Origin of the sequence: Akkermansia muciniphila, assembly GCF_900184965.1 — a bacterium.
GTDB classification, from domain to species: Bacteria; Verrucomicrobiota; Verrucomicrobiia; order Verrucomicrobiales; family Akkermansiaceae; genus Akkermansia; species Akkermansia muciniphila_A.
In genome coordinates, this window is the sequence record NZ_FXYA01000198.1 from 20,082 (window position 1) to 33,787 (window position 13,706).

The window sequence follows — 13,706 nt, forward strand, 5'->3', positions numbered from 1 at the left end:
ACGGAAGTTTTTCAGAAAAGGCGTACCCGAAGTTATTCCCGCGTCACTTTCAACCGCAGAAACCGGCGTTCCATCCCGCTTTCCCGTACGGGTTCCGCATCCCGAAATTCGGCGACCGTCTTTCCGGCGGTTTCCACTTCTCCCAGGGAAATCCAGTCGGCCAGGTCCGTGGAGGCTTCCACCTCATGCTTCACGTCCGTCGCCTGCGGATTCACAGGCCAGCGCAGCACCAGATGCATGCATCCGTCCTCTCCCTCTTCCAATGTTACTTTCGTAACGCTCCCGCAGGGTTTCAGCGGATCCTGCCCCGTGGCGTATTTCATCAGGTTGGTGATGCCATCCCCGGCAGGAACGGCATCCATAGCCGTCCGGTCCGCGGCAGCATCCGGCGGGAAGGAGTCCTGCACCCACTTGTCGTAGCCCGTCAGTTCGGCGCCATCCTGCGTTATGGTGACGGAGCATTCCTGTTTGTCGGAAGAACGGAAGATTACCGTTCCGGACCGTCCGGCTACGGATTTGTTTTCCGCTGCCGTCAACATGACCGTAGTACGGCCGATCCCCGAAACGGCGGAGGCGGAAATCCAGTCCGGACAGTCTGCAACCACCCAGCCAAGAGTTTCCTCTTCCGACTGCACTTCCACCGCCACGGCGCCGCCCCCGGCAGGGATGGTTTCCCCAGCAGAAGAAAGGGCAAAGGGGCTCGGCGTATCAGGATAAGCGGTGGAGGAAACATAACGGTTGGCGGCCCGGAGCAGGCAACATTCGTCAAAGTAGTCGTTCTTCCCGGAGGAATCCGCCACATCCATTCCCAAATCCCAGTACATGAATCCGGCCACTTGCTGTTCATTGATGTACCGGGCCTTTTTCCTGATCGTATCCACACCGTTGAAGTGCAGCGTCTTCACTTTGCCTCCGCCGTAATTGAAGCTGGCGGAGTCCAGGGAAGAGTCTTGCCTCACACCGGCGCAGGTTGAAACAATATCCCGGTAAGCGCGAATATCGGCGCCCTGCCCCGCTCCCGGAGTTCCCTGGAACGGCGCGCTGAGCATGATCTTGGAGTCCGGATACCCCCATGAACGGTACGCTCCGCACGCGGAAACCATGCTGTTGTATCCGTTTACGTCAATTTGGGGCCCATAGTTCTGGAAGGTGAAGTAATCCACATACTGCATATAGGCCACAGGAAATTTATAATAGTAAGTATGCAGGGAAATGGTAAAGAACATGTCCGGAGAGGCTGTCCGGATGGCTTTTGCCAGTTCTCCGTAATTCCTCCAGGCGGCCGTGTTGTTCTGCTCAATCCATTCAAAATCCAGGTCCAGCCCGTCCAGTTGATGCTTGCGGACAACTTCCGCCACATTTTCGGCAAAAGCCGCACGGGCATTCGCGTCAGACAGCATAGCGGACCAGTTCCCGCCGGATATCCCCAGACGTATCCGCATGCCGGAAACGCCTTTAGTCAGCCTGCGGAGAATACGCACATGCTCCACCCAGGAAGCTGTATCATGACCAAACTGGTCACTTGTCCCCCAGCGGCCCATCAGCAGCCTGTCTCCCCAGCTATGCTGCACAGCCGTACCAAGCCGGGCCGTCGCACGGGCCTCATGCCACACGCGCATTTCATCAATCCTGCCGTCCAAATCCCTTCCTATGACCGCATTGGCGGTTCCTTCCATTTCCCCCGCATCCGCGGCGGCCGTGCTCACGGCATTCCCGTTCACATAAAAGGATGCCGTACCCGCGGAAGAATTTCTGACGAAGGCCAGCCAGAAATACCTGCCGGCCTCCACAGGAGGCAGATCCGCCACCCAGGCTTTATCCGTCCCTGTCTGGATACGAGCCTGATAATGGCCTTCCTTCCATTCCAGCCTCATGGAAACGTTGTCATTTTCAAACAGCACCGCCTCCTGACCGTCTCCGTCCAAAGCCATGCGGACTTCCACGGTGAACGCTCCGGAGCTGCCGGCGCCCAGCAAACCTCCGCCCACGCTCATATAAGCCCCCTGTCCGGAGAAGTCCAGGACATTGGAACATTCTCCGTCAGACGGCAGCAAAACCACACCGGAGCTTTCCGTCACGTCATTGTCCGGATATTGAAAATTGAGAGAGCCATTCGCGGCCGGCGTGACGGAATTGATGTAGATTAAATCGGAATTGTTGATGAGGTGCGCGCGCGACGGCCAGTCATAAATGACATGTACATTTCTTACATATGCCGTCACCAGCATGTAGCGGAACGTTTCATTATCCGTGACGATGGAGAATTCAGCCCCTTCAGGGGCAACCGCCTGGTAAGGGCGCACAAAGGCGCTGCCTGTTTTTTCCGAGAATTCCGTCCACTTGGCATCACGGAAATCCCCATCCAGACGCCAGCAGCCCACCAGATTCCCATACCTGGGATGAGACAGGGACAACGGGCCGTTCATGAAGAAGTCATCTTCCTCCCCGCCCAGGGCTGTGTTCCAGAAACGCAGTTCATCCAGAGCCCCCTTGAAACCCGCTTCCAGCACAATCCCCTTCCAGCCTGATTTCATGGCCTGCAAGTAAGGCGTCCGAGGCGAGGAAACAGCCAACCGACCATCCACATACAGACATATATCCTCTACTCCCACGGAAACGGCCACATGGTGCCACGCTCCCGCAGCCAATTCCTCCCCGGCTGCTTTCACGGAAGCGACGGAATCCCCATCTGGAGCAGACAGAGCCAGGAAACCGTGATCCAGGGAAACACACGCATTCCCCAAAGAGATGATTTTTCCCGTGACGGCGTCATCATTGGGCCTGACCCAGAATTCGCAGGTTAACTGGTTTTCAGCCGTCCATGTGGAGGACGGCACAGGCAAAGCAAGAGAAGAAGGCAGAAAAATGAGCGCCTTGTTGTGCAAGACGCTGACAGGTCGGGGCTCCGGAACTTCCGGAGCCGGGGAATCATCCGTGCTGACAGTAACGGCATTTAATTCCATGCGGCCGGAAGCGCTGCTGTTCGCCTCCTTGGTCACGTCAAACACCAGCCTGCCCTGTTCATCCGCGCAGGCCTTCCACTCCACCGCCAGATAGGCGTCCTGTCCCGATGAATTGGAAAGACCGGAAAACCGGTTCCCGGAAAGATTCCCCATGGAGCTTTGGAGCCCCCGTACGCTCACCAGAGATCCGCTGACCAGCGTTATGGATTCATAAGCAGGCGCATTGTGCCCGCAGAAGAAAGATACCGCATATTCCTTGCCCGCCTGGAATCCGGAGAAGGAAAGTCTTGCCGTAGCGGAAGCGGCCGACATTCCGTTGGCGCTCAGTCGCATGCTCGTATTGAAAGCTTCGCAGCCTTTGGGAAATTCAAAAGCAGACGGCGCGTCAGCGTTCGTACCGTTGTGCCGGTGTTTCCCTCCTTCATACCAGGTATATCGGGTGTTGGGTTCCGCCAGAGTATAAGAACCGCCAGAACTGCATTTAGCGGAGACGGTCAGGGAAACCATCCTGCCGAACAAGGCTCCCACCGCCACAGACGATGAAGAAGACGCCGCACCATTTCTGATTAACGGAACGGCGACAAATACATTGGCGCCACCCGACGCTGTTGCCGGCATGGTTACATTGGTCCAGCCCTCCTGTGCCGTCCCGGAACCATTGCCCAGGTCCACGCCGAAGCCGGCTGTCTCCGCCGCCTGCAAAATACAGACGCCTCCCGCAAAAAACGCTGTCAGCAAATAGGCTGCACTCTTGAAAAACGCCTTAACCATAAATACCGTCCGCCATTTTATCCGATCCTGTCCATCAATCCAGCAAAAAACCGTGTGGAAAGCGGATAAAAAAGGAGGGGATGAATCATCCCCTCCTTTCACAAAACCGGCTTTGACACAGTCTGCCCGGCTAAATCACTTGTCCGCCTCCATCAATCCCTGCGGCGGCGCAGAAGAAGAGCTCCCAAACCAAGGAGCCCAAGGGATGCCGTAGCCGGTTCCGGAACAACTTCCCCGGAAAGACTGATATTGGTAATGTCAGCGGCCATACCGGCACCAGACCCTAATGAGGAAGTCTCCATAGAATTGAATATCAACCCATAAGATGAATAATTCCCCGCTCCTCTCAAATCCAGGTCAACGGAAACGGAAGTTGAGCTGCTCGTCAGGGCCGTCTTGGCGTTTTCCAGCGTCCACGTCCCTATGACTGAGGATGTTCCATCATCCGAGAAACCATAAACATTGCAAATGTATTTGCATTCAAAAGACCCAAGAGAACCTCCCCAAGAAGCGCTTTTGGAAATGTCAAAAGACAAAGTTGCAGAATCCGTCCCGGACGGCATCTCAAATTTGAGTCCGGCAAAATTTCCCCCCGCATTATTGGACGCCACAGCTCCAATTTGCAGCTTGAGGGTTCCTGCTTCAAACCCCACCTGACCATTCAAGGAACTGTTTTCCCAAGTTCCGTGCCATTCCTGAACATTGTAACCGAAGACATCTTGAGGAGAAATCCCGGAAGAAGAAACACCCGTGGTTCCTGCCCCTGTTGGAGACAGGTCAACGGAAAATGAAGCAGCATTAGCCATGGAGGCCAAGGCCAAAACCGCCAAGAGAGATAATGTTTTTCTCATAACGGTATGTGTCATACCGAATTTGGAATCCGGCGTCAACGTAAAATTATAAAATGGGAAAAGCGTAAACCTGTTACCGTATTTTTCCCTCCAGTACTGACCGGAGGACAAGACAAATTTTCCCTCTCCATTTTTTATGAACACGCAGGAAAGAAAACGATATCCCGCTTCATCCTCTTTTCGTGAAGATAGATTTTTCAAATTAATTATTAAGGCATTACATATATAGCTAATAGAAATCCCGATAATCGGAACATTTTTTGATACAAAAATATCCTATCTCTTGCATTTGCGCTGCGGATTCCAAATTCGTTTAAAAAAAGGATGGAATTCCATATATAAAAAGCGCAGACACTCGGAATGTCTGCGCTTTTTGTTCCCAACCACGGGAAAAACGCATCAATAATCCAGACTTCCGTCCGCCACCTTGCGCTCGAACTCAGCCACATCCACCACCTGACCGGTCAGCCGGGCGTGTTCCGTGGCAAAGGCCATGACATGGGAATGGGCGGATTCTTCAATGGAGGTGGTCATATCTTCCGGAGAGGGCACCGTCAGCATGTCATCATACAGAGCCTCAATCAATCCCCAGTCGCCTCCGCCGTGCCCCTGGTATCCTCCGGCCAGTTCCTCCAGCTCCACCACGCGGGTTTTGCCGCCAAAGTGGGGCGTCACGGTGATTTCACCAGGGCCGTTTTCCTTGTAGAAGGCCCCGGCGCGGATTTTGCCTTTGGTGCCGTACACTTCAATGTGGCGTCCCTGTTCGAAAGCCGTCATCGTGAACGTGCCCGTCAGGCCTCCCTCAAAACGCATGATGGAAACCTGGTGGTCCGGCTGGTCGTTGTCGCACTGGAGGTAGTCCCTGCCCCACGGGGAAGTTTTCAGCCATTCGCAGATTTCTTCCGCGGTAGCTTCCTGCGCACGGTCATACACCATCCCCAGCCAGCGTTTGCATTCGTCGTCCGTAGCGTATTTGCGGGCGTCCCAGGGGTCTTCCCCCACCGGGGTGGTCCAGTCCGTGCAGCGTTCCGGCCGGGGGGATGAGAGCGTCTTTTTCGTAAAGAAGGTAAGCTCTCCGAAGCTGGCGACGGAGAGGCATTTACGCCGGCCCATGAGCCAGTAGAGGATGTCCATGTCATGGCAGCATTTGGCTACGATCATGGGAGTGGAGGTCTTGCTGTTGCCCCAGTGTCCGCGTACGAAAGAGTGGGCGAAGTGCCACGCCCCCACGCCTTCATTGGCGTTGAAGGTGATGACGTCCCCGATTTCCCCGCTGTCGATGATTTTTTTCAGGGTCCGGTAAAACTGGGTGTAGCGCAGCACGTGGCACACGGCCACGCGGCGCTTCAGCGCACGGGCCATATCCCTAAGTTCCAGCGCTTCTTTCAGCGTCTTGGCAATGGGTTTTTCCAGCAGGACATGATAGCCCAGCTCCATGGCCTTCCTGCAGGGAGCGTAATGGTAGTCGTCCTGTGTGCCGATGATAGCCACGTCCGCCAGGCGCGGCTCCGCCAGCAGGGAGGCGGCGTCCTTGAACAGGCGGACGGAGTCCCGTTCCTCCTCCGGGGCAAAATCGCGGACGGCTTCCGTGCGCTGTTTGACGGGATCCGCCGCGGCGGCAATGCGGTAGCGGTCTTTTTGTTCCATAGCCAGCTTCATGTAAGTGCGCGTACGGGAACCGCAACCGACGCCGGCGAGAGAGAGTCTCTTTTGTTCAGACATAAGGATTGTTCAGATAATGTGGGTAAAGAGGTTAAAGAACGCCGGATTTGACCAGCAGCGCTTCCGCGTCCGGATCACGGCCCATGAAGTCGCGGTAGAGTTCCGCGGCGGGCTTGCTGTTGCCCTTGCTGAGGATGCAGCGGCGGAAGTCGCGCCCGGTTTGCGGGTTCAGCACTCCTTCCTTCAGGAAGCGGCTGAAAGCGTCCGCTTCCAGCACCTCCGCCCATTTGTAGGAGTAGTAGCCGGAGGCATAGCCCGTGGGATCCGCGAAGATGTGCGTCAGGCGGCGCGCCACGGAAGGGCCGCGGTCCGTCATCGGCACCCGGTAGTCCGCCAGGATGCGTTCATCCGTTTCTTCCAGCGGAACGCCCTTGTACTGCGGCCAGTTGACGTGAAGCTCCAAATCCAGCTTGCCGAAGCAGAGCTGGCGCATGAAATCCGTGCCGCTCATATAATTGCGGGCGGAGCGCATTTTGGAGAACAGTTCGTCCGGTATTTTTTCACCCGTTTCATAGTGGGCGGCGAAGAGGTCCACGGATTCCCTCTCCCAACACCAGTTTTCATTAATCTGGGAGGGCAGTTCCACAAAATCCCAGGCCACGTTGGTTCCCGCCAGGGACTTCACTTCCACGTCGGAAAGGAGCTGGTGCAGCAGATGGCCGAATTCATGGAAAATGGTCTCCACCTCCCGGTGGGACAGCAGCGCGGGCTTGTCCCCCACGGGCTTGGTCATGTTGCCGACCATGAGACCCAGATGGGGCGCGCGGGGTTTGCCGCCATGCGGCGGTTCCCCTACGCTCAGGCAGTTCATCCATGCCCCGGCGCGCTTGGAGTCCCGCGGATGCCAGTCCGCGTAAAAGGAACCCAGGTGCTCCCCGCTTTCCGCATCATGCAATTCATAGAACAGGACGTCCGGATGCCATACCTCCACCGCGCCTTCCGGCGCTTCCCCGGATTCACCGGGTTTGAACGCCACCGTGGGGCGCGGCGTGACCGTGATGCCGTACAGGCCGGAGTAGATGGAAAAGAGCCCTTCCATGACTTTTTCCACGGAGTAATACGGGCGCAGGTCTTCCTCGTCAAAAGCGTACAGTTCGCGGCGGCGTTTTTCAGACCAGTAGCCGGTTTCCCACGGGGAAAGTTTTTCCACGGGTTTTCCGGTTTTTTCCTCCTTGTATCTGCGGACGGCTTCCATGTCCTTCAGGAAAGAGGGCTTTACCTTGTCATGCAGGTCATTGATGAATTTCAGGGCGTTGGCCCCGCTCCCGGCCATGCGGCGGGAGGTGGCGTAATCCGCAAAGCAACCGTACCCCAGCAAATGGGCTTTCCTGTCCCTCAGTTCCAGGATTTCAGCGATGAGGGCTTCATTATCGTATTCCCCCCCTTTTCCGATGGAACAGGAGCCCTCCCACATGCGGCGGCGCAGACTGTCCGAGTCCGCAAACTGCATGACAGGCTGGAGGGAGGTGAATTTCTGGGTGAAGCGCCAGCGGGGCTCTTCTTCCGTGCCGTGGCCGTTGGCCAGGGCGTCCAGGCGGGCGGCCTCCTTCACGGAATCCGGCAGCCCGGAGAGTTCCGCCTCATCTTCCACAATGAGTTCCCAGGCGTTGGTGGAGTCCAGCACGTTTTCCGCGAATTTCTTGGTCTTCAGGGAGAGCTGGGCTTCTATTTCCGCGTATTCCGGCTTCACGTCGTCCGGCAGGTCCGCCCCGCTCTCGCGGAAATCCGCCAGCGTTTCCTGAATGAAGCGCTGCCTGACGGGGGAAAGGTCTTCCACCCAGTCACAGGAGGCCGCGGCTTTCAGCACCGTCCACAGGCGCGGGTTCAGAGGCACGGAGGAGGAGAAGGTCACCACTTCCGGCAGCATTTCCCCGATGGCCTCCCGCTGGGCGGGTTCGTCATTGACGGAGTCCAGGTGCATGATGCGGCCCCAGCCCAGGTGCAGGTCCTCGGAAGCCTTTTCCAGAGCGCCGAAGGTGCTTTCATAAGTCAGGGAATCCAGCGGCTGGTCACAGATGGCCCGGATATTCTCTTTGGCGCGGGAGATGGCTTCCGTGATGTCCGGCTTGATGGCCTCCGGCGTAAGCCGGGACCAGGAAACCAGAAAGGCGGGGTCCAGATAGGGATGGTTCATATTGCTTGATGTATGATGTTATTGAAAATGAAAACGGCCGCGTTCCGGAATTTGCCGCAACAGCCATGAAAAAATAAAACTTACCATGTTTCAGAGACATCCGGCGGAACGGCCGCGGCCTGCTGGGCATCTTGATGAATGCGGCGGGGACGGAATCCGCCCTTCCGGGCACGGCTTCACGCCCCTTTTTTATCACCGCAGGCTTATTTTTCAAGATGAACAAGCTTCCTGCCACGGGATTGGGCGTCATGTTCCAGCTTGATGCGGGGAAATGCCGTTTCCAATCCAAAACCGGGCGACAGAACCGTTTCCACCGCTTATTCCGGATTATTTTCCGGAAGAACGGGCCTTATCCAGGGTCTCCAGCACTCCGGCATGGTTCGGGAAGCGTTTCAGCGCCTGTTCGCACATATCCGCGCATTCCCGGAATTTCCCGGCCTTCAGGTAGGCGCGGGCCAGAACCCATTCCGCGGGGTATGGCACTACTGGAGGCAGGAGCAGGGAGGAAAAACGCTGGCTCCGTATGGCCTCGGACATCCAGACATTGGCGGAATCCGGAAACATGAGGGAGCGGATTTCAGAAGAATACAGGCTGCCCATCTGGAGGCAGCGCGCCCAGTAGGAAACGCTCATCTGCCTTCGTGCGGCGTCCGCGCCGTCCATCAGCAGCCGCAGAATACCGGACATCTTGTCAAAGGCGGACGCCACGGCATCCGTTCTGCCCTGCCTTGCGGCGTAACATGCGCCCATGTATTGGGTGGACACGGCGGTCATGCCGTTGCTCAAATCCGGAAATCCCTTGGGAAGAGGCCCCGGAAAAGCCTTGAGCACAAGGGCCTGCCGGGGAATGACAGGCCGGACCAGCATCAGGCGCGCAGGCAGCGTCCTGGCCTCCCATAGCTGAAGCAGGGTTCCGGGAGCCAGCGGATGATTTTTGTCCAGGGGAACGGAAGCGGCTCTGGAGGCAATGGCCTCCGCCTTTTTGTAATGGCCGGCGCAGAATTCGGAAACGGCACGGTAAAGGATGGAGCGGAAGTAGGCGTCATCCAGCGCGGGAGGCACGTTTTCCGCCTTTTCCCAGGCCAGGCACAGATTTTCAGACTCCTTGAAAGCGGAGGAAGCCCCTTCATAATCACCTGTGCGGAACAGGCAATGGCCCAGCAAATGATGAGCGGACGCGGAAAAGGGGTTGGCGGCCACGGCCCTGCGGGCGATTTCCACCGTTTCCGGAGAAATGGATGGAGCCACTTCCTCCAGCAGGGCGCGCATGAACAGGGCGGCCTGGGAACCGGGGCGTTCCTTCAGGACGGCTTCCACCACGCGGACGGCTTCCTTCTGCCCTTCTCCGGGGTTGCCCTGCCCGTCAAAGCCGTCCCGCAGGAGCATGGCGTAAAAGAGGGGGGCGTACGGGTCGCGCTTCCAGGTGGAACAGATGGTTTCCCACGCTTCCTGCGCCTTCACGGGGCCATCCATCAGCAGCACGGCCAGGGCATCCGCATAAGCGCGTTCCTGTTCCGGGCAGTCCGGACGGAGCGCCAGCTCTTTCATGCGCTTCATGGAATGGACGCGCTGTTCCTGGAAAGCGGGTCCCGCGCCCATCAGGCTCATGCACCTGCCCCAATGGGCCATGAGGCAGTCCGGGTCCAGACGGAGAGCGGCGTCAAATTTAAGGAAAGCCCGCATGTCCCCGAACGTGAGCAGATGCGTCATTCCCTCCAGCACCAGCATTTGCGCGGCGGGAGATGAGGAACCCACCATCATCGGCTCCACGCCGGGCGGCAGCACGGCAGGCTGCGCCGGAACGCCGGCGCGGAAGACGGCTTCCCGCCAGCCGTTCAGGGACGGGCTGTTCATCCAGTACCCGTGTGCCCCGTCCGCGGCGGCGGAAGAACACCCCGCCACGGCGGAGGCCAGCAGGACATGGAGGAAAGAGGCGGCCATACGGAAGAAACGGTTACATCCTGTCCGGGAGCTGGATGCCCAGCAGGCCCAGCCCGTGCTTCAGCGTGCGTGCGGTCAGCTCGCACAGGGCCAGGCGGGAGTGCCGCACCATCCCTTCCGACTTCAGGACCGGGCACGCCTCATAGAAGGAATGGAAAGCCCTGGCCAGGTCAAACAGGTAGGCGGCCAGCATGTTCGGACGGCAGTCGTCCAGCACCTGCGGCACCACTTCCCCGTAGCGGGCCAGAAGCCGGGCCAGATGGATTTCCGCGTCTTCCGAAAGCTGAATGGGGGCGGACCAGTCCAAAGGCCCGCCGTCCAGCTTGCGGAAGATGGAGCGGACGCGCACGTAGGAGTTCTGAAGGTACGGGGCCGTATCTCCCTGAAGGGCCAGCATCTTGTCCCAGTTGAAAACGTAATCCGTCATGCGGTTCTGGGAAAGCTCCGCAAACTTCACGGCGCCTATGCCCACCACTTCCGCCACGCGCTTCTTTTCCTCCTCCGGCATGTCCGGGCTCTTCTCCTCCACCACTCGGGCAGCGCGTTCAATGGCTTCATCCAGCACATCCTGAAGGGAAACCGTATCCCCGGAACGCGTCTTAAACGGCTTGCGGTCATCCCCCAGAATGGAGCCGAACGCAATGTGCCGGTAGTCCCCGTCCATGCCGCGGCGGCGCTGCGTAGAGAAAATCTGCCTGAAATGCAGGGCCTGCGGGGCGCCTACCACGTACCAGATGGAATCCGCGCCCCACGTCTTGATGCGGTGGTCCAGCGTCGCGAGGTCCGTGGTGGCGTACAGGAAGCCTCCGTCCGCTTTCCGGATAATGCAGGGGTTGGCGCGCCATTCCCCCTTGTCCTGTACAAGGAAGGGGTCTTCATTGGGAGGCACGGAACCGTCGGAAAACACGCAGATGGCGCCGTCGCTCTCCCGGGCCATTCCGGCGGCGATCATGCCGTCCACCAGCGGGGCCAGGGCATCATTGTAAAAGCTTTCCCCCAGCCAGTAATCAAAATGGATGTCAAGCTGGTCGTAAATCTTGGAAAGGCCGGATTTGGAAACTTCCACGCAACGTTTCCAGATGGCCAGGTTTTCCCCGTCCCCGGCCTGGAGCTTCACCAGTTCCGCCTTGCAGGTATCCAGCAGTTCCGGCTTTTCCTTGCACATCAGGTTCACATCCTTGTACACCCGTAGCAGCTCGTCAATGGGGTTGGCGGCCAGCGCCTGTTCATCCAGAATATTCTTCCAGCCCCACAGAATCATGCCGAACTGGGTCCCCCAGTCACCAATGTGGTTGTCCGTAATCACATGGTGCCCCACGAAGCGGGCCACGCGGGAAAGAGCGTCACCAATGATGGTGGAGCGGATGTGGCCCACATGCATCGGCTTGGCGACGTTGGGAGCGGAAAAGTCAATGACGATGGTTTTGGGGTCCTGCACTTTTTCCACCCCCAGCCGATCATCCGCCAGCATGACCAGCAGGCGCGCTGCGTAAAATTCCGGCCTGATGCGGAAATTGATGAATCCGGGCCCGGCAATCTCCAGGGAGCACACGGCATCCTGCCCTATCCGGTCCGCTACCTGCTGGGCGAGCGCACGGGGATTCGTGCGGCATCGCTTGGCAAGCACCATGGCGGCGTTGCTCTGGTAATCCCCGAACCGCAAATCAGCGGAGGGCGTCACCGAGGCGTGAAAATCAGCGGGAAGCTCCTCCCCCAACACCGCTTTTAACGCGGAGGACAACTTTTCTTCAAGAATTCCGGGTATGGTCATGTCTGTCCAGATGAACGGACATTCCACCGCCGTAGTCAAGGCGCAACTGTCATCAAGACATACCTTTTCCGGTAAAAACAACAGGACGGAGATGACATCCCCGTCCCAGCCGGCGAACCGGACGCCCGGCGCCCGAATCCGCCCTTCACTTCAGCGGGCGCTTCCCTAAAAGGAGCGCATTCTGGAAGTCTTCAGCCACGCTTCCAGTTTCCTGGAGGCCCTGGCCTCCCTTTCCCGTTTCTTTTCCGGCACGGACTTTCCGGAGAAAGCCTTCGCCAAAACCGATGCCAGTTTTCTTTTCATTTTCATCTTATTGATATTACAGGTTTTGTTCCTCCGTATGCGGGGCTTTGGGGAATCTTCCCGTGCCCCCCCTCCGGGGAACACCTCCTACATACTGTACCAGGTAAGTTTAGTCCATAAGAAAACCAGGCATTCCTTGTCATACTTGATACAATAAGATATAAGACGTTAATCAGGAGAATCTCACCAAACGATACGCTGCCCGGGTTCCAAACAGATCCGCCCCCCATGATTTTCCGCTCAGGCGCCGGAAAGGCATTACAGGAAAAGAGCTTCCCGCTTCATTCCCCCCTGAAATCATGTTTCTCCGCTTTCCACAGGAACATGCGCCGGTACAAGTGGTATTCCGTCACGCAGAGGATGGGCATGCCGATGACGCCGATGAACGGCAGCAGGCGAAACAAATGGCGGCACAGGAAAAGCACCACCATCAGGAAACTTTCCCGGTATACGGTCATGTACAGGGAATACGGATTAACGAGCGTTCTCTTGTACAGGGAGGAAGCCAGCAGCGGCCCCAAAATGGGAATCACCCCCAGCACGACCACGGCAGCGAAGGTCCATCCCCTGCGGCGGCCAATATACGCATCATACCGGTCCACGGACTCCTCCCCCTGGAGCACCGCCCTGCCGCAGGCGGGGCAGCTCTGGTCAAGAGATGGCTCACGAAGCGGCTGCCCGCAGTAAAAACACCGCCGGTAGCTGCGGAGAACTTCCTCATGCCTTTTCCATCCGGAGGGAGGAACCACGGTGCGCAGCCTGGAATATCCTATCCAGTTCAGAGCGCGTGGGGACGGATTGGACGTGCCGCACTCCGGACAGTGCAGGCCGCACGGGTACATCATGGAGCCGCACTTGGAACAGAAAATGCGGTGGGCATATTCCCGGCGGCGGCAAAAAATGAAGAAAGCCCAAAGCCCCAGCCCTCCCAGCAGGGCCAGGATAATCGCTATTCCCGGGTACAGAAGGGAATAAGCCACCAGGTATTCCGACCAGGAATGATCCGACTGGTGCATGAGGGATTCCGGACCGATGGGATTTTGCGCCACATCCGGAAGCTGGCTTACATATTTTTCACCCATGTCCCTCAGAGGCCCCGCGGGAAGCCATTGTTGTATAGGGATGGGTTCTTTCATGACTGGACATGCAAAGTTCGCAATAAAAACAGCATTTCCCGGAGGCTGTCAGAAAAATGGCGGCGTTCAGCATAGGATGTCTCCGCCGGAATAGGTAGGGGAAAATAGGCCATG

Annotated in this window: 8 protein-coding genes; all 8 read right to left on the bottom strand. The window is 57.7% G+C overall.

Going from position 1 to position 13,706, the window contains the following annotated elements; all coding sequences use genetic code 11:
• Positions 1-32 precede the first annotated feature (32 nt).
• The 8 genes from CI070_RS06540 to CI070_RS06570 all read right to left on the bottom strand — a co-directional run bounded on the left by CI070_RS06540 (position 33) and on the right by CI070_RS06570 (position 13,592).
• Positions 33-3,734, bottom strand: coding sequence for a LamG-like jellyroll fold domain-containing protein (locus CI070_RS06540; RefSeq protein WP_094135970.1), 3,702 nt, complete (start codon positions 3,732-3,734; stop codon positions 33-35).
• Positions 3,735-3,886: 152 nt separating this feature from the next.
• Positions 3,887-4,540 (bottom strand): PEP-CTERM sorting domain-containing protein, encoded by a 654-nt coding sequence (locus tag CI070_RS06545; RefSeq protein ID WP_179218345.1) that lies wholly within the window; start codon positions 4,538-4,540, stop codon positions 3,887-3,889.
• Between the two features lie 444 nt (positions 4,541-4,984).
• Complete coding sequence (locus CI070_RS06550; RefSeq protein WP_094135972.1) at positions 4,985-6,307, bottom strand: Gfo/Idh/MocA family protein; 1,323 nt, start codon at positions 6,305-6,307, stop codon at positions 4,985-4,987.
• A 31-nt stretch (positions 6,308-6,338) separates the two neighbouring features.
• A complete protein-coding gene (locus CI070_RS06555; RefSeq protein WP_094135973.1) occupies positions 6,339-8,441 on the bottom strand; it encodes a M3 family metallopeptidase in 2,103 nt (700 codons plus the stop codon).
• A 327-nt stretch (positions 8,442-8,768) separates the two neighbouring features.
• Complete coding sequence (locus CI070_RS06560; protein WP_094135974.1) at positions 8,769-10,382, bottom strand: tetratricopeptide repeat protein; 1,614 nt, start codon at positions 10,380-10,382, stop codon at positions 8,769-8,771.
• A 13-nt stretch (positions 10,383-10,395) separates the two neighbouring features.
• Positions 10,396-12,153: an arginine--tRNA ligase gene (argS, locus tag CI070_RS06565; protein WP_094136077.1), complete on the bottom strand. Its 1,758-nt coding sequence runs from the start codon at positions 12,151-12,153 to the stop codon at positions 10,396-10,398.
• A gap of 165 nt (positions 12,154-12,318) precedes the next feature.
• A complete protein-coding gene (locus CI070_RS13935; RefSeq protein ID WP_164907766.1) occupies positions 12,319-12,462 on the bottom strand; it encodes a hypothetical protein in 144 nt (47 codons plus the stop codon).
• A 275-nt stretch (positions 12,463-12,737) separates the two neighbouring features.
• Positions 12,738-13,592 carry a hypothetical protein gene (locus tag CI070_RS06570; RefSeq protein WP_094135975.1) on the bottom strand — a complete coding sequence of 285 codons (855 nt, stop codon included), beginning with the start codon at positions 13,590-13,592 and terminating at the stop codon, positions 12,738-12,740.
• Positions 13,593-13,706 lie beyond the last annotated feature (114 nt).

Coding starts and splice junctions, on each gene's coding strand:
- CI070_RS06550 (WP_094135972.1), bottom strand. CDS start 6,307: ATGTCTGAACAAAAGAGACTCTCTCTCGCCGGCGTCGGTTGCGGTTCC.
- CI070_RS13935 (WP_164907766.1), bottom strand. CDS start 12,462: ATGAAAATGAAAAGAAAACTGGCATCGGTTTTGGCGAAGGCTTTCTCC.
- CI070_RS06545 (WP_179218345.1), bottom strand. CDS start 4,540: ATGGCTAATGCTGCTTCATTTTCCGTTGACCTGTCTCCAACAGGGGCA.
- argS (WP_094136077.1), bottom strand. CDS start 12,153: ATGACCATACCCGGAATTCTTGAAGAAAAGTTGTCCTCCGCGTTAAAA.
- CI070_RS06560 (WP_094135974.1), bottom strand. CDS start 10,382: ATGGCCGCCTCTTTCCTCCATGTCCTGCTGGCCTCCGCCGTGGCGGGG.
- CI070_RS06540 (WP_094135970.1), bottom strand. CDS start 3,734: ATGGTTAAGGCGTTTTTCAAGAGTGCAGCCTATTTGCTGACAGCGTTT.
- CI070_RS06555 (WP_094135973.1), bottom strand. CDS start 8,441: ATGAACCATCCCTATCTGGACCCCGCCTTTCTGGTTTCCTGGTCCCGG.
- CI070_RS06570 (WP_094135975.1), bottom strand. CDS start 13,592: ATGAAAGAACCCATCCCTATACAACAATGGCTTCCCGCGGGGCCTCTG.